The organism is Nocardia coubleae NBRC 108252 (assembly GCF_001612805.1).
GTDB classification, from domain to species: domain Bacteria; phylum Actinomycetota; class Actinomycetes; order Mycobacteriales; family Mycobacteriaceae; genus Nocardia; species Nocardia coubleae.
Map to the genome: position 1 here is coordinate 78,993 of NZ_BDBD01000025.1, position 21,913 is coordinate 100,905.

The 21,913-nt window shown below is 70.1% G+C and carries 21 protein-coding genes and 1 riboswitch; of the genes, 15 read left to right on the forward strand and 6 right to left on the reverse strand.

Annotated elements, in window-relative coordinates; genetic code table 11:
- Positions 1-132: 132 nt before the first annotated feature.
- The 3 genes from mraZ to NCO8_RS25535 all read right to left on the reverse strand — a co-directional run bounded on the left by mraZ (position 133) and on the right by NCO8_RS25535 (position 1,991).
- Positions 133-564: a division/cell wall cluster transcriptional repressor MraZ gene (mraZ, locus tag NCO8_RS25525; RefSeq protein WP_067497455.1), complete on the reverse strand. Its 432-nt coding sequence runs from the start codon at positions 562-564 to the stop codon at positions 133-135.
- A gap of 429 nt (positions 565-993) precedes the next feature.
- The gene (locus NCO8_RS25530) at positions 994-1,416 is read right to left on the reverse strand and encodes an SCO2097 family morphological protein (RefSeq protein WP_067642894.1); all 423 of its coding nucleotides are present in this window, start codon (positions 1,414-1,416) and stop codon (positions 994-996) included.
- Positions 1,417-1,541: 125 nt separating this feature from the next.
- Positions 1,542-1,991 (reverse strand): SAV_6107 family HEPN domain-containing protein, encoded by a 450-nt coding sequence (locus NCO8_RS25535; RefSeq protein WP_067497449.1) that lies wholly within the window; start codon positions 1,989-1,991, stop codon positions 1,542-1,544.
- Between the two features lie 100 nt (positions 1,992-2,091).
- Here NCO8_RS25535 and NCO8_RS25540 point away from each other — a divergent pair, with 100 nt between their 5' ends.
- From NCO8_RS25540 to NCO8_RS25560, 5 genes are all read left to right on the forward strand, one after another.
- Complete coding sequence (locus tag NCO8_RS25540) at positions 2,092-2,727, forward strand: GNAT family N-acetyltransferase (RefSeq protein ID WP_067642897.1); 636 nt, start codon at positions 2,092-2,094, stop codon at positions 2,725-2,727.
- Positions 2,724-4,301: a phytoene desaturase family protein gene (locus tag NCO8_RS25545; RefSeq protein ID WP_067642900.1), complete on the forward strand. Its 1,578-nt coding sequence runs from the start codon at positions 2,724-2,726 to the stop codon at positions 4,299-4,301. Before NCO8_RS25540 ends, NCO8_RS25545 begins: the two co-directional genes overlap by 4 nt.
- Positions 4,302-4,473: 172 nt before the next feature.
- Complete coding sequence (locus NCO8_RS25550; protein ID WP_067643276.1) at positions 4,474-5,277, forward strand: carotenoid biosynthesis protein; 804 nt, start codon at positions 4,474-4,476, stop codon at positions 5,275-5,277.
- Positions 5,278-5,374: 97 nt separating this feature from the next.
- Positions 5,375-6,118: an LppM family (lipo)protein gene (locus NCO8_RS25555; protein ID WP_067497557.1), complete on the forward strand. Its 744-nt coding sequence runs from the start codon at positions 5,375-5,377 to the stop codon at positions 6,116-6,118.
- Position 6,119: 1 nt separating this feature from the next.
- Positions 6,120-7,292, forward strand: coding sequence for a glycosyltransferase family 2 protein (locus NCO8_RS25560; RefSeq protein ID WP_067642903.1), 1,173 nt, complete (start codon positions 6,120-6,122; stop codon positions 7,290-7,292).
- An 85-nt stretch (positions 7,293-7,377) separates the two neighbouring features.
- Here NCO8_RS25560 and NCO8_RS25565 read toward each other — a convergent pair whose 3' ends face one another.
- Entirely contained in the window at positions 7,378-8,085 is a 708-nt protein-coding gene (locus NCO8_RS25565; RefSeq protein WP_067642906.1) for a hypothetical protein, read from the reverse strand.
- 258 nt (positions 8,086-8,343) lie between these two features.
- A riboswitch (SAM riboswitch) is annotated at positions 8,344-8,440 on the forward strand.
- Positions 8,441-8,446: 6 nt separating this feature from the next.
- On the opposite strand from NCO8_RS25565, the gene NCO8_RS25570 reads away from it, so the two are divergent.
- Genes NCO8_RS25570 through NCO8_RS25580 form a run of 3 tightly spaced genes read left to right on the forward strand, consistent with a single transcriptional unit; the run spans position 8,447 to position 12,196 of the window.
- Positions 8,447-9,517, forward strand: a complete 1,071-nt coding sequence (locus NCO8_RS25570; protein ID WP_067642909.1) for an LLM class flavin-dependent oxidoreductase — start codon at positions 8,447-8,449, stop codon at positions 9,515-9,517.
- Positions 9,514-11,136 (forward strand): ABC transporter substrate-binding protein, encoded by a 1,623-nt coding sequence (locus NCO8_RS25575; RefSeq protein ID WP_067642912.1) that lies wholly within the window; start codon positions 9,514-9,516, stop codon positions 11,134-11,136. The genes NCO8_RS25570 and NCO8_RS25575 overlap by 4 nt, the downstream gene beginning before the upstream one ends.
- A 16-nt stretch (positions 11,137-11,152) precedes the next feature.
- Entirely contained in the window at positions 11,153-12,196 is a 1,044-nt protein-coding gene (locus tag NCO8_RS25580) for an ABC transporter permease (protein WP_084457490.1), read from the forward strand.
- Between the two features lie 168 nt (positions 12,197-12,364).
- Here NCO8_RS25580 and NCO8_RS31900 read toward each other — a convergent pair whose 3' ends face one another.
- Positions 12,365-12,748 carry a hypothetical protein gene (locus tag NCO8_RS31900; protein ID WP_167353331.1) on the reverse strand — a complete coding sequence of 128 codons (384 nt, stop codon included), beginning with the start codon at positions 12,746-12,748 and terminating at the stop codon, positions 12,365-12,367.
- On the opposite strand from NCO8_RS31900, the gene NCO8_RS25585 reads away from it, so the two are divergent.
- The 7 genes from NCO8_RS25585 to NCO8_RS25615 all read left to right on the forward strand — a co-directional run bounded on the left by NCO8_RS25585 (position 12,722) and on the right by NCO8_RS25615 (position 20,617).
- Positions 12,722-13,534: an ABC transporter permease gene (locus tag NCO8_RS25585; RefSeq protein ID WP_210740853.1), complete on the forward strand. Its 813-nt coding sequence runs from the start codon at positions 12,722-12,724 to the stop codon at positions 13,532-13,534. The two genes, NCO8_RS31900 and NCO8_RS25585, sit on opposite strands and share 27 nt — an antisense overlap.
- Before the next feature lie 65 nt (positions 13,535-13,599).
- A complete protein-coding gene (locus NCO8_RS25590; protein ID WP_376739958.1) occupies positions 13,600-15,210 on the forward strand; it encodes a dipeptide ABC transporter ATP-binding protein in 1,611 nt (536 codons plus the stop codon).
- The gene (locus tag NCO8_RS25595; RefSeq protein ID WP_067642914.1) at positions 15,207-16,616 is read left to right on the forward strand and encodes an LLM class flavin-dependent oxidoreductase; all 1,410 of its coding nucleotides are present in this window, start codon (positions 15,207-15,209) and stop codon (positions 16,614-16,616) included. The genes NCO8_RS25590 and NCO8_RS25595 overlap by 4 nt, the downstream gene beginning before the upstream one ends.
- Positions 16,613-17,980 (forward strand): NtaA/DmoA family FMN-dependent monooxygenase, encoded by a 1,368-nt coding sequence (locus tag NCO8_RS25600; RefSeq protein WP_067642917.1) that lies wholly within the window; start codon positions 16,613-16,615, stop codon positions 17,978-17,980. The genes NCO8_RS25595 and NCO8_RS25600 overlap by 4 nt, the downstream gene beginning before the upstream one ends.
- Positions 17,977-18,786: a DUF1684 domain-containing protein gene (locus tag NCO8_RS25605; protein ID WP_067642920.1), complete on the forward strand. Its 810-nt coding sequence runs from the start codon at positions 17,977-17,979 to the stop codon at positions 18,784-18,786. Before NCO8_RS25600 ends, NCO8_RS25605 begins: the two co-directional genes overlap by 4 nt.
- Positions 18,783-19,934 carry an LLM class flavin-dependent oxidoreductase gene (locus tag NCO8_RS25610; RefSeq protein ID WP_067642923.1) on the forward strand — a complete coding sequence of 384 codons (1,152 nt, stop codon included), beginning with the start codon at positions 18,783-18,785 and terminating at the stop codon, positions 19,932-19,934. The genes NCO8_RS25605 and NCO8_RS25610 overlap by 4 nt, the downstream gene beginning before the upstream one ends.
- A 98-nt stretch (positions 19,935-20,032) precedes the next feature.
- A complete protein-coding gene (locus tag NCO8_RS25615) occupies positions 20,033-20,617 on the forward strand; it encodes a DUF2867 domain-containing protein (protein ID WP_067642927.1) in 585 nt (194 codons plus the stop codon).
- Between the two features lie 33 nt (positions 20,618-20,650).
- Here NCO8_RS25615 and NCO8_RS25620 read toward each other — a convergent pair whose 3' ends face one another.
- Entirely contained in the window at positions 20,651-21,652 is a 1,002-nt protein-coding gene (locus NCO8_RS25620; protein ID WP_067642930.1) for a methylenetetrahydrofolate reductase, read from the reverse strand.
- Positions 21,653-21,913 lie beyond the last annotated feature (261 nt).

Here is a 21,913-nt window from a genome sequence, read left to right on the forward strand (position 1 = left end):
TGGAATGAGTTGCTTACTCGGATGAGTGCGAATGCGTCGAGGTCTCTGACCGGGGCGCGGCACCTGGCGTCGGGGAAGTACGTCAGGGTCCACGCCCGGGCAGAGGCCTCGCAGCACTCGCGTGCTGCGGGGTCAGAAGATCCCGCCCAGCGACTCGTCTCTGGCTTGCGCGTAGTCCTCCTCGTGCTCGGCGAGGTAGGACTCCCACGCCTGCTTGTCCCATATCTCGAGGAAGTCGACCGAACCGATCACCACGCAATCCCGGGTGAGTCCGGCATAGCGTTTGTGGTCCGGCGACAACGTGATCCGGCCCTGTGCGTCCGGACGCTGCTCGTCGGTTCCGGCCGCCAGTGCCCGGACGAAAGCCCTTGCCTGCGGGTTGCTTCGAGACGCCGCCGCGGCCCGCCGGGCGAGCGCGGTGAACTCTTCTTTCGGATACACGGCAAGGCTGTGGTCTTGACCCTTCGTGACCATCAACCCTCCCGCCAGATCGTCTCGGAACTTCGCAGGCAACGTCAGTCGCCCTTTGTCGTCCAATCGGGGGGTGTAGGTACCGAGAAACATTCCCGGCCACCTCCCTACTGGATCACCTGGCCGTACGGCCTCTCCTGTAGTGCGCGACCCACATTACCCCACTTTCCCCCACTTTCAATCGAAACCCTGGGTGATCCTGCTCCCCGCCAACACAATTCCGCAGGTCATGTCAGCTATCAATGAGATTCGGGATTATCGCGTGTTAGGACAACCCGCGCGGGTCGGCAATCCCCGGTTCCGACAACGTTCAGCAAACTTCCCAGGTGCCACCGGCGGACCCGTCGTTCGACGGCGTACGAGACTGCCCTGGTGGGGGATGGTGGGGAAGGTGGGGGAACCGCCCTGCGAGTGCGATCCGGGCCGACCCGGACGCGGGCATGCGAAAGCGGTGCCGCACCCGCGACCGGGTGCGACACCGCTTGCTATGCCGTTGTGCTCGACCTCACGGTCGGAGCAGGGCTACTCCTGCTCGAATCTGCGGCGGAATCGGTCTTCCATCCGCTCCGAGAAGCCGCCCGACTTGCGCGGCCGCGGGCCACCGCGCCCGCCCGACGGGCTCGCGCCCGCCGACGGTTCACCGGGGGCGTCTGCCGCACCCGGCCGACGCGAGCTGCCGATCATCAGGAGGACACCGGCGCCGAACATGGCGATGAAGCCCACGAGACTGATGATCGGGAACCCGCCCGGCTTGAACGGGGCGGCGATGCCGGCGACGAGCAGGAACAGGCCGACGGCGAACAACGCCGCAGCTTGGAGCCTGCGTCGACTCGACGTGGAGCGAAGTCGTCCGCCGCGGACGGACGAGGCGAACTTCGGGTCCTCAGCATAGAGAGCGCTCTCGATCTGTTCGAGCATGCGCTGCTCGTGCTCGGAGAGTGGCACGGTACCTCCCCCGGCACTAGGCGTGGCTGGTCGCCTCCGGGTAGGCGACGGGTAGCCGACCTTGGCGGCTATCTGCTCCCCATGATACGAGTTCGATCGAGGCCGTACCACCTACTCGGTGATAACTAAGCGGTCATGTCCCGGTCGCGACTCGGCTGCGGGCGTGTCTTGGCGGCGGCGACCAGCGCATCGTCGACGTCGTAGAGGAACGCGCCCACCCGCGAACAGAACTCGTCGGCTTGTGTGTCGGTGATCGTGCGGTCCAATCCGGCCTCCAGGGCGGCCCGCAGCGGCGAGTGCGCCTCGAAGTAGTCGGCCCACATCGCGAACTCCGGCGTGGCGCGTCTCAGTAATACCCAGGCGCTGCGCGAACGAGCCCGCGGCGCGCGATCGGCGCCGGTGAGCGCGATCATCGCACCGGCGCCACGCAGCGCGGCCAGATAGGCGGTGCGGAACCGCTCCCCCGGCTCGTGCTCCCAGGCCGAGTCGGTGAGCAGCGCATCGGCCTGTCGTAGCAGCCCGCCGGCGCGGCCGTCGTGGCCCGCATGCGCTCGACCATCGTTGTGACCAGGCATCTGCTGCCCCTTTCGCCCCTCGCACAGATCGAACAACCATTCGAACGTTTGAATTGAGATTGAATATAGGGACACCCACCGACAAGTTCCGACGAGAGCGATGACAGCCGTCAAGCCCAATCACCACACTCCAGCACCTGTGGTCGTCGACCTGAGCGTCGCCGCCCTGCGGGCCCGCCTGCACGACGCCCTCTCGGTGTATGTGGCCGCGATGGACTATCCGCGCGGCACCGAACATCACCGTGCCCCGATGTGGAACGAGCACACCACCCGGGCGGGCTGGCGGGCGGTGGCCGCCGTGCTGCCCGACGACGCGGGCGGGGTCGACCTGCGCACCGCCCCGCTGCTCGCCATCGCCTACGGATACAGCGGCGCGCCGCGGCAGTGGTGGCATCAGCAGGTACACACCGGGATGCGCCGGTGCGGCTGGCCGGAGGCGGCCGCGCGCGAGCTGCTCGCCGACTACTTCGAGCTCACCGAGCTGCACGTGCACCCGGCCGCACAGGGTCGCGGGATCGGGGCGACGCTGCTCGAGCGGTTGCTCGCCGACCGCCCCGAGGCGGCGGTGCTGCTGTCGACGCCGGAGGTTCCCGAGGAGGACAACCGGGCCTGGCGGTTGTACCGGCGCGCGGGATTCACCGATGTGATCCGCAATTTCGTCTTCGCGGGGGATACCCGGCCGTTCGCGATCCTCGGCCGCAGGCTGCCGATGCCACCGGCGGGCGAACGGGCGTGAGCCGGAGCGAGACAACGGTCGTCGTCGGATCGGGGCACAACGCGCTGGTCGCGGCCTGCTATCTGGCGCGGGCCGGGCAGCGGGTCCAGGTGCTCGAACGGGACACGGTGCCCGGCGGGGCGGTGTCGACGGTCGAACGGTTCCCCGGCCATCTTGTGGATCGCGGTTCCTCGGCGCACATCATGGTCCGGCACACCGGGATCATCGAGGAACTCGAGCTCGAGCGGTTCGGGTTGCGCTACCTCGACTGTGATCCGTGGGGATTCACGCCGTCCGACGGTGTACGCCCACCGATCGTATTCCGCCGTGATCTCGACGCCACCTGCGCGTCGATCGCGGCGGCGTGCGGGGCGAAAGACGCCGCGGCCTACCGGCGTTTCGTCGCGGTGTGGGGTGAGCGAAGCGCGCGGGTGATGCGGGCGTTCGGTGGTCCGCCGACGCCGGGGAGGCTGGTTCGCGCGTTCTGGGGGCTGGACGCGCGCGACGGCGGGTCGGCGCTGTCGCGGGAGTTTCTGCAGACCGGCGACGCGCTGCTGGACTACTGGTTCGACGACGAACGGCTCAAGGCGTCGCTGGCGTGGTTCGGTGCGCAGTCGGGTCCGCCGATGTCGGAACCGGGGACCGCGCCGATGGCCGGTTTCGCCGCGCTCATGCACACCTTGCCGCCGGGGCGGGCCGTGGGGGGAAGTGGGGCGCTCAGCGCGGCGCTGATCGCGCGGCTGCGCGCCGACGGCGGTGAGGTCCACACCGGTGATGCCGTCACGGAGCTGCGGCGGTCGGGGCGCGGGTGGCAGGTGCGCACGGAATCGGAGCGTGAGCTGCGCGCCGACACCGTGATAGCGGGCTCGCACATCCTCGCCACCCTCGACCTGTTGCGCGCGGGCGGTTTCGACGAAGCGGTGCTCGACGACTGGGAGCGCCGCATCCGGGTCGGTCCCGGCATCGGCATGGTGGTGCGCCTGGCCACCGACCGGCTGCCGTCCTACCCCGGTGCATCGGCGGCGGAGTCCGCACACGGTCTGCAGTTCCTCGTATCGGATCGCAGGCAGTTGCGGGCCGCGCACGGCGCGGCCTCGGCCGGTGAGCTGCCGCCGCGCCCGGTGGTGCTGGCGATGAGTTTCAGCGCGCTGGACCCGACCATCGCCCCGCCCGGCAAGCACCAGCTCTCGCTGTGGGCGCAGTGGCATCCCTACGAACTCGCCGACGGCAGCGACTGGTCGTCGCACGCCGGGCGGGAGGCCGACCGGATCATCGCCGAAGTCGACAGGTACGCACCGGGTTTCGCCGATTCGGTGGTGCAGCGGTTCGTCCAGACTCCGGTGGACCTGGAACGGGAGATGGGCCTGCGCGGCGGCAATGTCATGCACGTGGAGATGTCTCTTGACCAGATGATGCTGTGGCGACCGCTGCCGGAGCTGTCGGGTCAGCGGGTACCCGGCGCGCCCGGCCTGTACCTCACGGGCGCGTCGACCCACCCCGGCGGCGGGGTGTCCGGCGCCAGTGGACGCAGTGCGGCTCACCTCGTGCTCGGCGACCGGCGCACCCGCCGATTCCCCTTCCCGCGCAAGCGATGACCGCGCTCGATTCGGCACCGGGTGCGCCGGCCGGGTGCTCGCACATGTCGTGTGGTGCGACGACCGGTCGGCTGACGTCGTGAATACCGGCCGCGCGGTCAGCCGCATCGCCGCCACCGCCCGCAGCTGGGTCGGTGCCCATCGTCCGCGGACGATCCCGGCGGGCGCCGCGATGGTGCTCGTGCTCGCGCAGATCACCTATCCGCTCAGCGAGGGGACGCTGCGCGATCGGATCACGGTGGCCGTGGTGGTGTTGTCGGTGACGACGGCCCTGCTGCATGCGGTGACGACTCGCGGGTGGCGTTGGGCAACAGGTTTTTTCGTGATCGTCTCCGGGATCGGGCTCGCCTCCGAGATCGTGGGTACGGCGACCGGGGTGCCCTACGGCGCCTATGCCTATGCGACGGATCGGCTGGGGCCGGCACTTGCCGATGTGCCGCTGGTGGTGCCACTGGCGTGGACCGGTGGGCTGTATCCGATCTGGGTCGTCGCGGGTCTGCTCGCGGGGATCGATGCGGCAAGAACCGGTGGCCACGGCGCGGGAGGGGCCGCCTGGGTGCACTGGATCGGCGGGCGGGCCGGCGTCATACGTGCCGCACTGCTCGTTGTCGGGGCGGTGGGATGGGATCTGTTTCTCGATCCGCAGATGGTCGCCGACGGGCAGTGGACGTGGTCGGTCACCGACGCCGGTCTGCCGGGGCTGGCGCAGATCCCCTACACCAACTATCTGGGCTGGATGCTCGTCGCGTCGCTGATGGCGGTGCTGCTCACCGCACTCGACCGGCTGCTCCCCCGCGCCCACGATCCGTCGGTGGCGGTGCCGGTCGCGGTGTTCGCGTGGACCTGGCTCGGTTCGGCCCTCGCGCACGCGGTGTTCCTCGGCCTTCCCGCATCGGCGGCCTGGGGTTTCGCCGGGATGGGACTGCTCGGAATCCCGTTGGCTCGACAGGCTGCCGCACGGTGGCGAAATCCCTGATCGCGGCGGGTGGCGGGAGGTGGTTGGGCCCGTCGTGTGGGTTCTGCGGCCCGAGCCTGGCACGATGTCAACCGTGCAGCCGAGTCTCGTCGCCGACATGCCTTCCCCCTCGCGCCGTTCCGGGCCCGCCCGGCGCGTCGCGGCGGTCGCCGTTCTGCTGGCCCTGCTGGTGCCCGCGCTGACCGGATGCCTGCGGGTGCAGGTGTCGATGGGGGTGTCGTCCAACGACCGGGTATCGGGACGGATCGTCGCCGCCGTGGCCCCGCAGGGCCCCGACGACAAGGGCCCGCAGCTCAAGGCGCCCGAATCGCTGGCCGCCAAGGTGCGCGTCGACCCGTACAACCAGGACGGTTACGTCGGCACGCAGGTGTTCTTCGACGACCTGACCTTCGGTGAGGTCAGCCAGCTCGGCAGCCTGTCGGATCAGACCCAGGGCATGTTCACCCTCGAGTTCAAACGCAACGGCGACCTGGTGAGCCTCACCGGCCGCGTCGACCTCGAGTCGGTGCCGCCGCACGGGTCGGACGTGCAGTTCTCCATCGCGTTCCCGTCGCGTGTCGCCAAGACCAACGGCACCCGCGAGGGCGACAACACCGTGTCGTGGAAGCTGCCCGCCGGTGAGTCCTCGACCCTGCGTGCCGAGGTCAAATACGCCGACCCCAACACCCGTTCGTTTGCCGGCTGGGCAGGCATCATGGGCGGCATCACCCTGGCCGTGGCCGCGATGATCGCCGGTCTCGCCTACCGCGATCGCAACCCGCGCCCGCCGAACGCGCCGCGCCCCAACTTCTCGCCGTCGGAGATGTGGCGCGAGATCACCCAGCGCAGGCTAGGCCGCTGACATGGGCGCGGCGGGACGCTACCTGACCTGGGCGGGCACCGGTCTCGCCGCGATCGGCGCCGGCACCGCCGCCTACAACCTCGCCACCCTGCGCACCCTGCCCCGGCAGGTGTCGGGGGTGATCGAACCGGTCACCGTGTGCGTGCCCGCCCGTGACGAAGCCCAGCGGCTGCCCGACCTCATCGCCGACCTGCGCGCCCAGACCGGGGTGCCGCGGCTGCGAGTGCTGATCCTCGACGACGCCTCCACCGACGGCACCTACGAGGCCGCGCTCGCCGCGATCGGCGGCGACGAACGATTCACCGTGCTCCGCTCGGCCGCCCACCCGGCGCCGGGATGGACCGGGAAGGCCGCCGCCTGTGCGCGGCTGGCCGCCAGGACCGATGCGGCGGCACTGGTCTTCGTCGATGCCGATGTGCGCCTGCAACCGCAGGCGATCGCCGCCGCGGTGACCGAATTGCGCAAGCGCGGCGCGGGTCTGGTGTCGGCGTGGCCGACGCAGGATTCGGGTTCGGTCGCCGAGCAGCTGGTTCAGCCGCTGCTGGCCTGGTCGTGGGCGTCGACGCTCCCGGTGGGCCCGGCCAATCACAGCTTGCGGCCGTCGACGGCGGTGGCGTGCGGGCAGTTCCTCGCCGTCGACGCCGCGGCGTACCGGGCGGGTGGGGGTCACGCCGGTGTGGCGGCCAGTGCCACCGAGGATCTCGATCTGGCGCGGGCGCTGCGCCGGGCGGGCCATCGGACCGCGCTCGTCACCGCCGGGCCCGCCGCCCGCACCCGCATGTACACCGGCGCCGACGACCTCGCCGGCGGCTATACCCGCTGGTTGTGGTCGGCCTACGGCGGCCGGGTCGACACCGGTGCGGCCATCGGTGTCCTTGCCGCCCTTGCCTATTGGATTCCGCCGCTGGCGGTTCTCGTCGGTCGTGGCCGGGTGCGCCGGGCGGGTCTGCTCGGCTACCTCGCCGCCGTCACCGGTCGGCTCACGGCCCGAGCCGTCGAAACCCGGCGCCCACCCATCGGCGCCGACCTCGGCTCGGCACTGGCCCATCCGGTGTCCGTCGGCTACTACCTCACCCTGTGGGCCCGCTCGCACCGTCTGCGTCGCACCGGGCGGCTGCGCTGGAAGCAGCGTCCCCTCGTCGCACCGGAAGCGCCGCTCGCTCGTCACGGCTGACTCGGGCGGCCCAGGTATTCCACACCGCCCGGTGCGTCCACCGGAGGACGTGCGCTGTCGACTGTCCGCCCTCGCGGAAACCGGATCAGGCGACCTCGGTGATGCCGAGGGTCGGGAAGAAGAAGCACGAGCGACCCGCGTTGTCGGTGGTACCGAAGACGGCGGCGAGGATGGTGCCCTTCCCTGTGTCGACGGGGACCGCGCGCACACCGCCGACCGGGATCGCGGTGCGCAGGAAATCGCGGATGACGTTCTCGGCGAGCGGCCGGAGTTCGGCGGGAACCTCGGGCGGCACCATCGCCCGGACGATGTCGGCGATCGTCCCCATCGAGGCCATCCCACCGCGCCCGGTGCTGAGGTTGAGCCAGGCCACCTGCATACCGGAAGTCTTGGTGGCGGCCGTGTCCGGTTCCAGGCCGTACGGGAGGAAGGTGAACAGCGTCTGGCCTGATTTCACGGCCGTGAGATCGAGTCCCGGAATCGGGAGGGTGTTCGTCGGCCACGGGCCGGGAACCGCACCCGCGACGGCCGGGACCAGGCCGAGACCGTCACCGGAACAGTTCGCGGCGACCGTCGGGTACAGGAAGGGCTGGATACCGAGGGCCTCGAGGGTTTCGACGACCGTCTGATAGGCGGCGAGGAGATCGCCGGGGCCCGCGGTGGGTGTGGCCGGGGCGTCGCGGGTGACGGCCGGCCGCACCGGTGGATCGGCGGCGACGGGGGCGGCAAGCAGCACGGCGGCGGCGCAGGCCGTCAGCGAGGTCAGTGTGGTCAGACGACGCGCAACAGTCACGGCGAACTCCTCATCGACGCGGAGAAGGCCGAGATTACTCCGGCGAGCCGATGAATCCGCGCAGGTGAAGTGACCGAGTATTCGGCGCGTCGCGTACCGCCGCAGCGGGGGCCTGGATCGGGTCGACCGGGCCCGACGTCGGCGATTGTGCCCGCAGGCGCATCCGATTCCAACCGCTGCGCTCACGCTGATTTCTACCGTTGTGCGCCATCACAGCTGTGCCACATGCTGATCCGGCTCGACGCTTCGGCAGCGGGCGCACCATCCAGAGCGACTGAGAGACCTGGCTCTACGACGTCGCAGCAACCCGCCCGGTCTGTCCGGGTGTGGGTGCTTCTGCCGGGTTCGATGGAGGAGATCGATGAAATTCCTGCTCATGACGCTGATCACCCGGGTTCCCGATCCGGTGACCGGTGTCGTGCCGAGCACTCGCGACCGTTTCCGTGAGGTTGTCGAACAGGCCAGGCGCGCCGAGGAATTGGGCTTCGACGGGTTCGCGGTCGGCGAACGGCACGAAGACCCGTTCCTATCCGCCGCTCCCCCGGTGGTGCTCAGCCATTTGGCGGCGGTCACCTCGCGGATCACCCTGTTCACCGCGGTCACCACCTTGAGCCTGCTCGACCCGGTGCGCGCCTTCGAGGACTACGCCACACTCGACAACCTGTCCGACGGGCGGCTCGAGCTGATCATCGGCAAGGGCAACGGCACCGCCCAGGCGCAGCTCTACCACGTGACGACCGAGGATCAGTGGGACCGTAACCGCGAAGGATACGAACTGCTGCGCGCGCTGTGGGACCGCGACGAGGTGACGTGGTCGGGCCGGTTCCGGCCGCCGCTCACCGACGCACGAGCCTTGCCGCGCCCGTTGCAACCGAAGCTGCGGATCTGGCACGGCAGCGCGACGAGCCGGGAATCGGTGGAACTGGCCGCGCGCCACGGTGATCCGGTGTTCTCGGCGAACGTCACGCACCCGATCGAGCCGTACGCCGAGCTGATCCGCCATTACCGGCAGCGCTGGGTGGACTACGGGCGCGACCCCGCCGACGCCCTGGTCGGTGCGGGCACGGCCGGTCTGCACGTGGCGCGGACCTCCCAGGAGGCCGTCGAGGTGTATCGCCCGCTCTACGAGGCCCGCACCGCGTTGCAGCGGCAGGTGGGCAACCCGGTGGTCTTCGAGACCCTCGAGGATTTCCTCGCCCGTTCCTCGGCCCTGGTCGGCAGTCCGGAGCAGGTGGTCGACAAGGTCGGCCGGTATCACGAGCAGTTCGGGCACGAGGTGATCCACCTGTCCGCCGATCGTGAGGGCCGAGCCGAGTCCGACTACCTGGACAGTCTCGAACTGTTCCAGGCCGAGGTGGCGCCGGAGTTGCGCCGCCGCATCCCGAGCCGTCCCCTGGCCGCAGGCCGTGAATTCGCTGGAGTTGTTTCATGATTCGACATCGCATCGCCGCGTTCGCCGGTGTTCTCGCCGCCACCGCGACGGTGGTCGCCTGCGGCGGCGGTGACACCGTCGGCGGCGGACAAGCCGGTCCTCCACAACCCGGTGGCACCCTGCGCTACGGGCTCTCGCAGGCACCGTCGTGCTCGGATCCCGCCCAGGCGGGGAGCAATCAGACCATCTACGTGACCCGGCAGATCGTCGACTCGCTCACCGATCAGGATCCGGCGACCGGGGCGATCACCCCGTGGCTGGCACGCAGCTGGGAGGTCAGCCCCGATGCGAAGGTCTTCACCTTCACCCTCACCGACGGGGTCACCTTCAGCGACGGCACGCCGCTCACCGCCGAATCGGTGCGCGACACCTTCGACGCCGTGGTCCGGCTCGGTGGGGCCAAAGCGCCGCTCGGCGTGAGCTACCTGGCCAACTACGTCGGCACCACCGTGGTCGACAAGCTCACGGCCCGGGTCGAATTCAGCGCGCCGAACGCGCAGTTCCTGCAGGCGTCCTCGACCTCGCAGCTGGGCATCCTCGCCCCGTCGACCAACGCGAAGCCGGCGGAGGCGCGCTGCGCGGGCGACAACATCGGCAGCGGACCGTTCACCTATGCCGAGTACAAGCAGGACGTCTCGGTGACGTTGGCCAAGCGCGCCGGATACCACTGGGGCTCGCAGGTTTTCGCCCACGAGGGTGAGGCCTATCTCGACCGGATCGAGTTCACCGTCGTGCCCGAGTCGGGGGTGCGTACGGGCAGTCTGGCTTCCGGTCAGCTCGACGCGATCAGCGATGCCCTGCCGCAGGACGCGCCGCAGATCGAGGCGGTCGGCGGACGGGTGCTCTCGACGTCGAACCCGGGCCTGGTCTTCGGTTTCCACCCCAACGTGACGCGTGGGCCACTGCGTGATCCGGCGGTGCGGCAGGCATTGCTGCCCGCGCTGGATCGGCGTCAGCTGATCGACACCGTCCTTAGCCCACAGTTCCGACCCGCCACCTCGGTGCTGGCCGCGTCGACCCCGGCCTATACCGACCTCTCGGCCCGGCTCGGCTACGACCCCGCGAAGGCGAAGACGATTCTGGATCAGGCGGGCTGGCTGCCCGGCGCCGACGGTATCCGGGTGAAGGGCGGTGAGCGCCTGAGCTTCGGGGTGACCTTCAGTCAGGTATTCGCGGGCAACCAGGCGATTCTGGAACTGGTGCAGCAGCAGTTGCGACAGGTCGGCGTGGATCTGCGGCTCGACCTGGTGTCGTTCTCGGAGCAGACGGCCCGGCAGAACAGCAAGGACTACGACGCCGTCTACGGCAACTCCACTCGTGCCGACGGTGACATCCTGCGCACCACGTTCGCCCTCACCGGCCGCAATCTGTCGGTCCGCGGGCCGGTTCCGGCTCTCGACACCGCCCTCGATCAGCAGCTGGCCACCAACGATCCGGCGGCGCGGGCGGCACTCATCGCGACCGCGCAGCGGGAGATCCTCGACAACGGGCTCTACGTGCCCACGATCGAGTTGTCGCAGGCCATCGGTGCCGCCGCCCACACCCAGGACCTGAAGTTCGAGGCCTCGGCGCGACTGCAGTTCTTCGACACCTGGCTGAGCGGTCACGGCGATGACTGAGCTGATCCGGCGACCCATCGTGCGATACGTGGGTTCGCGACTATTGCAGGCGATCTGGGTGCTGTGGGCGGCGTTCACCGTGTCGTTCGTCGTGCTGTACCTGCTGCCCGCCGACCCGGTCTCGATGGCAGCCGACAGTTCCGGTTCCGGCACCCCTGTCGACAAGGCGGCGATCGCGGAGCTGCAGGCGCGCTACGGGCTGGACAAGCCGCTGTGGGAGCAGTACGTCACCGCGCTCGGCAATGCCCTCACCGGTGATCTCGGCCGTTCGGTCAACACCGGACAGCCGGTCACCGAGGCGCTCGGTGACGCACTGCCCGCCACGCTCGGCTTGGCTTCGCTCGCATTGTTTTTCGCTGTGCTCGGTGGAACGGCCTTGGCGTTCGCCGCCACCTATACGCGTCGGCCGTGGCTGCGCAACACCTTGAGTGCGCTTCCGCCGCTGGGTGTTTCGGTGCCGACCTTCTGGACCGGGCTGTTGCTGTTGCAGCTGTTCTCGTTCCAGCTGCGCTGGTTCCCGGCCTTCGGCGGCACGGGGTTGCGCGGCACGATCCTGCCCGCGCTGACCCTCGCCCTCCCGATCGGTGCGGTGATCGCGCAGGTGCTCGCCGCCGGGCTCACCCAGACGTGGCGCCAGCCGTTCACCGAGGTGGCGCTGGCCAAGGGCGCTTCGCGCTGGTGGGTGCAGCGCAGGCACGTGGCGCGGTTGGCGAGCGTGCCCGCCTTCACCATCGCCGGAGTGCTGGTTGGCACCATGCTGGCCGGTTCGGTGGTGGTGGAGTCGGTGTTCGCCCGGGCGGGCGTCGGGCGGCTCACCCAGACCTCGGTGCTCAATCAGGACATCCCCGTCGTGCAGGGGGTGGTGCTGTTGTCGGCGCTGATCTTCGTCGTCGTGAACCTGGCCGTCGACCTGCTGTACCCGCTGCTCGATCCCCGGATCACCGGCGCCGGTCGGGTCGCGAAGGCGGTGGACGCGCCACCCATCGATGAGCCGGTATCCGCGCCTGCCGCTCGCGCCCTTCCGAACGTCACCGCCACGAAGGTGGCGCGCGATGTCTGACCTCCCCGGACACGGTCGTCACGGTGCCGCGCGGCCAACCTGCGGCCTCGTACCGGCAGTTGAAAGCTCGAGCGGTTCGCCGCGATCTGTCCCGCACGGCGGGCGAAGGGAGTGACGATGTCGATACTGCAGCGCGCCGATCGACAGGGTGACGGGCCATCCGCCGGTCTACCGGCACAGCCGGTCACCCAACCGCCCGCGGGGAATGTCGGCATCGCCCGCGATGGGGACGGCGACGTCCGCCGTGGGGATGACAACGCCAACCGTGGCGCCGACATCACCCCCGCCGGCGCTGAAACCAGTCATCGTGGCGCCGAGATCGGTCGCCGTGGGGCGCAGACCGACCACTTTGGCACGCAGACCGACCCCCTTAACGGCGACGCCGACCCTCTTGGCGCGCAGTCCGATCACCCTGGCACGCAGATCGAGCCCCGTGGCGCTCAGGCCGACCGGCCTGGCGCGCGGATCGGCCGCCGTGGCGCGAAGACCGACCGCCCTGCCGCGCCGAACGGCCGTCGTGGGGCGCTGATCGGCGGGTGGGTTCGCGGGCACCTCGGACTCGTGCTCTCCGCTGTCGTGCTGGTGATCGCGGTCGGGTGGGCGGTGGTGCCGTCGGTGTTCGCGCCGGGTGATCCGTTGACCGGGGTGCCCGGCGAGAAGTTTCAGGCGCCGAGCGCGGCGCACTGGTTCGGCACCGACAATCTCGGGCGCGACCTGTACACGCGAATGGTGCACGGTGCGGGGTTGTCCCTCACCGCCACCCTCACCGCGGTCGGGATCGCGCTGGTGGTCGGTTCGCTGCTCGGGCTGCTGTCGGGGGCGGCGGGTGGGATCGTCGATACCGCGATCATGCGGGTGGTCGACGTGCTGCTGTCGATTCCGTCGCTGCTGATGGCCTTGGCGCTGGTGACGGCGTTGGGCTTCGGCACGCGCAATGTCGCGCTCGCCATGGGTATCTCGCTGATCGCGAACTTCGCCAGGGTGATGCGTTCGGAGGTGCTGCGGGTGCGGCACGCGCCCTACGTCGAGGCGGCGCACGCGTCGGGGGTGCGCTGGTACGCGGTCCTGCTACGACATGTGCTGCCCAACTCGTTCCAGCCGGTGCTGGCCTTGGCCGCCGTCGAATTCGGGATGGCGGTGCTCGCGGTCTCGTCGCTGAGTTTCCTCGGTTACGGCACCAAACCGCCTACGCCCGAATGGGGTTCGCTGATCTCGGAAGGCCGCAACTTCCTCGCCGCCGCCTGGTGGCTCACCACCCTGCCCGGCCTCGTCATCGTCGCCGTGGTGCTGGCCGCCCAGCGGGTGGGCCGATTCGCCGGAAGGAGCGATCAGCGATGAACGAGTCGGCCGTGACTCCCACGACGTCGGGTTCGGCGGCGGACATCGCGCCGTCGACAGTGCCCATCTCGGACGACGGGGCGACGCTGCTGCGGGTCGACGATCTGCGCGTCTCCTACCGCTCGGGTGCAGGTCCCGTGGCCGCGCTGCGCGGTGCGTCCATCGAGGTGGGTGCGGGTGAAGTCGTCGCGCTCGTCGGCGAATCCGGTTCGGGGAAGTCGACCTTGGCCCATGCGGTGATCGGCCTGCTCGGTGACAACGCCCGCATCGATTCCGGCCGTGTCGAATTCGCGGGCGAGCACGTGGATCCCGCCGACGAGAAGTCGCTGCGGCGGTTGCGCGGGCGACGTGTGGGCTTCGTTCCGCAGGATCCCGGCTTGTCCCTGAATCCCGTTCTGCGCGTGGGCGACCAGGTGGCAGAGGCCCTGCTCGTGCACCACCTCGCCGACAAGCGCACCGCGGGGCTGCGGACCCTGGACCTGCTGGAGGAAGTGGGGCTGGACCGGCCCGAACAACGAGCGCGTCAGTACCCGCACGAATTGTCCGGCGGGCAGCGACAGCGCGTGCTGATCGCGATCGCGCTGGCCTGCGGTCCGGACCTGATCATCGCCGACGAACCGACCAGCGCACTGGACGCCACCGTGGCCCGCCAGGTCCTCGACCGGTTGGCGGAACGAATCGCCGCACGTGGGACCGCGGTGCTGCTCATCACCCACGATCTGGCCGTGGCCGCCGAACGGGCCGACCGGCTGGTTGTATTGGAAGGTGGTGAGGTCGTCGAGTCGGGGCCGATCTCCCAGGTTCTCGCTCACCCGGCGCACCCCTATACCCGGCGTCTGCTCGCGGCCTCACCCGCGCTGGCCCCCACCCCTTTCCGGCCGGCCCGTGCCAGGGCTGCCACACCGTTGCTGTCGGTACACGCGCTGCACAAACGCTTTCACGAGGCGGGTATCACCGCGGTCGACAATGTCGAGTTCTCCCTGGACCGCGGCGAAACCCTCGCCCTGGTCGGGGAATCCGGTTCCGGCAAGTCGACCACCGCGCGTATCGCCCTACGGCTCACCGACGCGGACAGCGGAACGGTGACCTTCGACGGTCACGATCTCACCGGCGCTCGCCGGAAAGGCTTGCGCGCGTTGCGCAGACGGTTCCAGGTGGTGTACCAGAACCCGTATTCCTCCCTCGACCCGCGCTGGAACGTGGGCGACATCATCGCCGAGCCGTTGCGCGCCTTCGGCATCGGCGACCGCTCCCAGCGGGTGCGCGAGTTGCTCGATCAGGTGGCGCTGCCCACCGATTTCACCCGGCGCAGACCGGCCGAACTGTCCGGCGGACAACGGCAACGGGTCGCGATCGCCCGCGCGCTGGCCCTGCGACCCGACCTGCTCGTCCTCGACGAACCGGTCTCCGCGCTCGACGCCTCGGTGCAGGCCCAGATCCTCGACCTGCTCGACGACCTGCAATCCGAACTGGACCTCGGCTACCTGTTCATCTCCCACGACCTGGCCGTGGTGCGCCGCATCAGCGACCGGGTGGCGGTGATGCGGCACGGGCGCATCGTCGAAACCGGCCCGACCGCGTCGCTGTTCACCGCCCCGCAGCACCCCTACACGAGGGAACTGCTCGCGGCCATCCCCGCACCGGCCTTCGACATCGACGGAAAGGAGACCCGATGAGCGCGCTGTTCCTCGGCATCGAGACACCGGGCACCGGAGCCCACCCCGCGTCCTGGCGGCGTCCCGATTCCCGCGCCGAAGACCTGTTCACGGCCGACTACTGGACCGAGGTGATCACCTCAGCAGAGGCGCTCGGGTTCGACGCTGTGTTCCTGCCGGACTCGTTCGCCCTGCAGGAAGGCGGACCCGCCGTGACCCGCGGCAGGCTCGACGCGGTGGCCGTCGCCGCCCGCACCGCCCGGCTGACCCGCCACATCGGCCTGGTCCCGCAGGTACCGGTGACCCACACCGAGCCCTTCCACGTGTCCAAGGCGATCGCCGCGCTCGACTTCGCGAGTCTCGGTCGCGCGGGCTGGGAAGTCACCGTGTCCACCGGCGAGACGGAGGCAGCCGCGTTCGGCCGCAAGAAGATTCAGGACACGGCCTCGCTCTGGCACGAGGCCGACGAAGCGGTGGAGGTGGTGACGCGGCTGTGGGACAGCTGGGAGGACGACGCCGAGATCCGCGATGTGCCGACCGGCCGGTTCATCGAACGCGACCGCCTGCACTACATCGATTTCGAGGGTGACAACTTCTCGGTGAAGGGCCCGGCGATCACCCCGCGCTCACCCCAGGGTCAGCCGATCGTCACGGTGCGTGCCGACGACCCGTCCTCGACCGGGATCGCCGTCCACCGCGCCGACCTGATCCGCATCTCCGCAGCCGACCTCCCCACCGCCGCCGCACACCGCCTCGCACTGCGCGCCGCGATCGCGGGGTCGGGACGCGACCCCGATGCAGTGCGGGTTCTGCTGGATCTGCCTGTGCACCTCGCCGATTCGGTCGCGGTTGCACACGCCGACATCGACGAACTCGACCGCTGGGCGGAGTCGCCACAGCACACAGGGCCGTCATCCGCGGCCGGGGGCGAACGACACCAGCTGGACCGACCGCAGGCCACCGCCGCGTCGGATCACGCGAACCCGCCCGAAGACGCACACGGCCCAGCCGATCGGGCGAGCACGGCCGGTCGCATCCGGAACGCGCTCGGCAGGGAGACGTTCGCCGGGACGGATCGCTCGGCCCGGGATACCGAGGGAAGCGGTGGGCTGCGGCACGTGGGCACCGCCGCGACGCTCGACGATCTGCTCACCGAGATCGTGCGGTCCGGGGCTGCCGACGGTGTGGTGCTGCAACCGTTGGCTGTCCACGCCACCTTGTCGGTTCTCACCGCGCACCGCCGACCCCCCACCGGCGCGCGAACTGAGGCGGACGGCTCCCGATCGGCCGATACCACGACAGCCGACGCACCCGACGCCGTCCCCGCGGACTCCGCCTCTTCGGCACACCGCCGTGACCCCACCTTTCGCGACCGCCTCGGTCTCCCCCGACCCGTCAGCCGATACGCCGCAGGAGCAGCGCTGTGACCTCGAAACCGCGCAAGCAGATCCACCTCGCCGCGCACTTTCCCGGCGTGAACAACACCACCGTCTGGGCCGACCCGGCCTCGAAATCGCAGGTCGAGTTCGCCTCGTTCGAGCACCTGGCCCGCACCGCCGAACGCGGCCTGTTCGACTTCTTCTTCCTGGCCGAGGGGCTGCGGCTGCGTGAGCATCGCGGCCGGATCCACGACCTCGACGTGGTGGGCCGTCCCGACACGTTCACCGTGCTCAACGCCGTGGCGGCGGTCACCGAACGGCTCGGGCTGGCAGGCACCATCAACAGCACCTACAACGAACCGTTCGAGCTGGCCAAGCAGTTCGCCGCCCTGGATCACCTGTCCGGTGGCCGGGCGGCCTGGAATGTGGTCACCTCCTCCGACGCGTTCACCGGCGAGAACTTCCGGCGCGGTGGATATCTCGAGCACGGCGCCCGGTATCAGCGCGCCGCCGAAGTGGTCGAGGCGGCCCGGGCGCTGTGGGACAGCTGGCCCGCCGACACCCTGGTGGTCGACCGTGTGCGCGGTGTGTTCGCTCGCGAGATCCCCGAGACCTCGTACCGGAGCTCGCAATTCGACATCCGTGCGCCGTTCGTCGTCCCACCCGCACCGCAGGGTCACCCGGTGTTGCTGCAGGCGGGCGATTCCGACGAAGGGCGTGAGTTCGGTGCGAAGACCGCCGATGCCATCTTCACCGCGCACGGCACCCTCGAGGCGGGTCAGCGGTTCTACGCCGACATCAAGGGGCGGCTCGCGAAATACGGGCGCACACCCGATGAGCTGGTGGTCTTCCCCGCCGCGACCTTCGTCCTCGGCGACACCGCCGACGACGCGCACGAGCGGGCCCGCCACATCCGCTACCAGCAGGTGAGCCCGGCCACCGCCATCGCCTTCCTCGAACAGGTCTGGGGCCGAGAGCTTTCCGGATACGACCCGGACGGCCCGCTGCCCGACGTGGAACCCGACCCGGCCACCGAGATCACCCGTGGCCGGGTCAGGCACGCGAAAGATCCGCTGGCCGTGGTGAAAGCCTGGCGCGAACGTGCCGAGGCGGACAACCTCAGCATCCGCGAGCTCGTCATCGAGGTCACCGCCCGGCAGCAGTTCGTCGGCACCGCCGCCCAGGTGGCCGAGCAGATCGACCACTACGTGCAGTCCGACGCGGCCGACGGATTCATCCTCGTCCCCCACCTGACCCCCGGCGGACTCGACGAGTTCGTCGACTCCGTGGTGCCGGAACTGCAGAACAGAGGCAGTTTCCGCACCTCCTACACCGGCACGACCCTGCGCGACCACCTCGGTCTGCGCCATCCCCGTCACCGCACCGTCACCGAAGGAGCCCGCGCGTCATGACCGTCACCATCGACAACCTCGACACCACAACCACTTTCGCCGACGACTGGGCCCGCTGGCACCACGCCCGCGAGGACGGGCTGCGCGACCCGCTCGGCTGGCTCAGCCTCGCCGGACTGCACTGGCTCACCGATCGTCCCGAACGCCTCGACGGTGTGCCAGGCACCTGGTGGGTCACCGACGAGAAGGTGTTCGTCACCGCCCAGCCCGCCGACCGGCTCGATGTGGAGGGCGACCGGATCGCCGGAGTCCGCATCCTCGAACCCGGCGAGGGCGCGCCCGGGGTGAGCGTGTTCAACGAGGAGCGCGTCCTCGAAGTGATCAGGCGCTCCGGGCAATTCGCGGTCCGCGTGCACGATCCGGCCGCACCGACCCTGGTCGCGTTCACCGGCGTGCCCGCCTACCCGGCGGACCCGCGCTGGGTGGTGACCGGTCGCTTCACCCCGTTCGAGCAGCCACGCACCGTCACCACCGGCGCGGTGGTCGAAGGACTCGAACACCACCACCCGGCGGCGGGCGTCATCGAGTTCCGCCTCGGTGACAGCCATGAGGCGTTGCTGGCCTTCGGCACCCCGGACGATCTGAAGGTGCTGTTCACCGACGCCACCAGCGGGATCACCACCTACCCGGCGGCACGCTCGCTCGCGATCGGCGCGGTGGCCGCCGACGGCACCGTCACCCTCGACTTCAACCGGGCGGTGAACCTGCCGTGCGCCTTCACCGACTACGCCACCTGCCCGGTGGCCCCGCGGGAGAACCGGCTGCGGGCGGCGGTGGAAGCGGGAGAACAGGATCCGAGATCATGAGTGTGCCGCTCTCGATCCTGGACCTGGCACCGATCAGCGAGGGATCGAGCGCCGCGGCGGCGGTGCGCAACAGCATCGATCTGGCCAGGCACGCCGAGCAGTGGGGTTATCACCGGTTCTGGTTGGCCGAGCACCATTTCGCGTCGGTGGCCAGTTCCGCCTCGCTCACGCTGCTGGGTCTGGTCGCGGCGGCCACCGAGCGGATTCGGGTCGGCACGGGCGCGGTGCAGGTGGGTCAGCACACCTCGGCCTCGATCGTCGAGGCGTTCGGCACCGTCGACGCGCTGCACCCGGGCCGGCTCGATCTCGGCCTCGGCCGCTCCGGACATCGGCGCACCCAGTACGGCGCCGCGACCACCACCGCGAAGGGCGGCCGGCCGGTGCTCGACGCGGTCGTCGGACGCACCCAGGTGCGCGACGGGGTGGTCGTGCCACCACCGTTCGATCCGCGACGGGTCCTCGATCGGTCGAAATTCCTCGCCTCCCTCGAGGCACTGCAGCAGCCCGGCGCACGATCTCTGGACTTCGCGGACCAGGTCGCCGAGATCAGCGCCCTGCTCGACGGCACCTACACCACCTCCGACGGTGTCGCGCTGCACGCGGTTCCGGGTGAGGGCATCGATACCGAGCTGTGGATCTTCGGCAGTTCCGCCGGGGAGAGCGCGGAACTGGCAGGCCGGCTGGGGTTGCCGTTCGCGGCGGCCTACCACGTGGCACCGGGGACCGCGCTGGACGCGGTGGCGGCGTACCGGGCGGCGTTCCGGCCGTCGCGGGTGCTCGCCGCGCCGTACGTCATCGTGTCGGCCGACGTGGTCGTGGCCGCCGACGACGACACCGCCCGCAGGCACGCGAGCACCTACGGGCACTGGGTGCACAATGTGCGCAGCGGCGCGGGCGCGGGCGAGTACCTCGATCCGGCCACCGCCGCACCGCTCACCGACGACCAGTTCCGCCTGGTCGAGGACCGGTTGGCCGCACAGATCGTCGGCTCACCCGCCACCGTGGTCGAACGGCTCGACGCCCTGCGCCGGGTGAGCGGCGCCGACGAACTGCTGGTCACCACCATCACCCACGCGCACGCCGACCGGCTCGAATCCCATCGGTTGCTGGCCGGGGCGTGGGGTTTACGGGGTTCACTGGCCGCGTAGCCGGAGTGGGCGACGGCACGGCGAGCAGAGCTGTACGGGGGCGTATAACAGCGGTAGCCTCAGTTGTTATACGCCCCCGTACAGATCGAGGTCATGTCATGCGACTTCCCACCTCCGCACACTCCGCCCAGCCGTGGCGCATCCACGAGATCGCGCGCGACTTCGATACCGAAGACGTCTGGCAGTTCCGCACTCCCGGCGCGGGCCCCGACGATTTCCCCGCCTTCCTCGCGGCATTGCAGGCGGAGAAGGCGTCCGAGAGCTCGGGCATCAGCGGGGTGCTGTTCAAGATCCGCTGGAAACTGGGCGAGATCTTCGGCTGGGACGAGGAATCGGCGGGCACCGGCACCCGCGTCGGCTCCCTGCGCGACCGCCTCCCCGCCGACCTGCGCGACACCCCGACTCCCGACGACAGCGACAGCCCGCTGACCAGCCTCTACGTCCTCGACAACGAGTACGCGGCCGAAATCGCCAACGGCACCATGCACGGCGTCATGCATCTCGGCTGGGTGCCCGACGACACCGGCTACCACCTGCAGATGGCCGTTCTGGTCAAACCGAACGGCCGCCTCGGGCGCCTCTACATGGCCCTCATCAAGCCGTTCCGCTACCTCATCGTCTACCCGGCCATGACCCGCAACTGGGAACGAACCTGGCAGACCCTCGCCGCTGCGAGGCGGTGACAACGCGCCGAAAGCCGCCCGTCCAGCCGCCGGTCAGGCGCTGAGCGGGGCGGCGGTGACGCCGTAGCCGAGGTTGGTGAGGACCTCGCTGGTGGCCTTGGCGAAGTTGAGGGTGATGAAGTGCAGGCAGGGCGCGTCTTCGTCGATGAGGCGCTGGGCCATCTCGGTCGCGATCTGGATGCCTTCGGCGCGCACGGCGGCGCGGTCCTCCTCGGGGCCCGTGCCCGCGGCGCGGGTGAGGCGGGCGACGATGTCGGCGGGCACCGGGCGGCCGGACAGTTCCTCGGCGCGTGCGACGGTGCGCAGCGAGGTGATGGGCATCAGCTCGGGGACGATCGGCTTGGCGCCCTCGGCGGGGTCCATGGCGATCACGCGGTCGCGCAGGCGCAGGTAGTGCTCGACGTCGAAGAACATCTGGGTGATCGAATACTCCGCGCCCGCACGCAGTTTCGCGCACAGGTGACGGGTGTCGTGGTCCAGGTCGGGTGAGCGGTGGTGGCCCTGCGGGAACGACGCGACACCGACGTGGAAGTCGCCGAGATCGCGGACGATGCGCACGAGTTCCTCGGCGTACTCGACGCCCTCGGGATGCTTGCGCCACTCACCGAGCGGGTCGCCGGGCGGGTCGCCGCGCAGCACGAGGACGTTGCAGATGCCGGAGTCGGCGTAGGAACCGACCAGCGAGCGCAGTTCGGCGATGCTGTGGCCGACGGCGGTCAGGTGGGCGACCGGCAGCAGGGTGGTCTCCTGTGCCAGGGCGCCGGTGATGCGGACCGTGCGGTCGCGGGTGGAGCCGCCCGCGCCGTAGGTCATCGACACGAAGGCGGGGTGCATGCGTTCGAACTCGCGCACCGCGCGCCACAGCCTGGCCTCACCGGCCGCGTCGCGGGGCGGGTTGAACTCGACCGAAAACGGCACGCCCGTGCCCGAATGGGTGCGCAGACTCTGCACCACCGAGGGCGTGTTCGAGACGATCGACTGCTGCTTGGCGGGCCGATCGGGGGTCGAACGTCCCCGTCCACTGTCGAAAGTCACCGGCTCAGTCTAGTGGGACGTTCCGGGCCTACGGCGCCGACCGGGGAACTCCGATACCGGTCACGGCACGTCCCCGCCGGGCACAACCCCGCAGGCCGCAGCACCCGCCGAGGGGAAATCCCCTGTTCGGAGCGGAGAATGTCAAGCCGGATGGACACACGGACCGAGGAGCCCCGGACCCGAGGAAACGCCGGGTGTGGGATCGGTCGCAGCGGCCCTGTGCGCCCGCTGACGCTCCGCGCGGCCCGCGTATCGTCGAGA

Excerpts from the sequence above, each read along its gene's own strand:
- NCO8_RS25560 (WP_067642903.1), top strand. The coding sequence starts at position 6,120 with ATGGGCGCGGCGGGACGCTACCTGACCTGGGCGGGCACCGGTCTCGCC.
- NCO8_RS25610 (WP_067642923.1), top strand. The coding sequence starts at position 18,783 with ATGAGTGTGCCGCTCTCGATCCTGGACCTGGCACCGATCAGCGAGGGA.
- NCO8_RS25605 (WP_067642920.1), top strand. The coding sequence starts at position 17,977 with ATGACCGTCACCATCGACAACCTCGACACCACAACCACTTTCGCCGAC.
- NCO8_RS25540 (WP_067642897.1), top strand. The coding sequence starts at position 2,092 with ATGACAGCCGTCAAGCCCAATCACCACACTCCAGCACCTGTGGTCGTC.
- NCO8_RS25575 (WP_067642912.1), top strand. The coding sequence starts at position 9,514 with ATGATTCGACATCGCATCGCCGCGTTCGCCGGTGTTCTCGCCGCCACC.
- NCO8_RS25595 (WP_067642914.1), top strand. The coding sequence starts at position 15,207 with ATGAGCGCGCTGTTCCTCGGCATCGAGACACCGGGCACCGGAGCCCAC.
- NCO8_RS25535 (WP_067497449.1), bottom strand. The coding sequence starts at position 1,991 with ATGCCTGGTCACAACGATGGTCGAGCGCATGCGGGCCACGACGGCCGC.
- NCO8_RS25615 (WP_067642927.1), top strand. The coding sequence starts at position 20,033 with ATGCGACTTCCCACCTCCGCACACTCCGCCCAGCCGTGGCGCATCCAC.
- NCO8_RS25550 (WP_067643276.1), top strand. The coding sequence starts at position 4,474 with ATGGTGCTCGTGCTCGCGCAGATCACCTATCCGCTCAGCGAGGGGACG.
- NCO8_RS25570 (WP_067642909.1), top strand. The coding sequence starts at position 8,447 with ATGAAATTCCTGCTCATGACGCTGATCACCCGGGTTCCCGATCCGGTG.
- mraZ (WP_067497455.1), bottom strand. The coding sequence starts at position 564 with ATGTTTCTCGGTACCTACACCCCCCGATTGGACGACAAAGGGCGACTG.
- NCO8_RS25555 (WP_067497557.1), top strand. The coding sequence starts at position 5,375 with ATGCCTTCCCCCTCGCGCCGTTCCGGGCCCGCCCGGCGCGTCGCGGCG.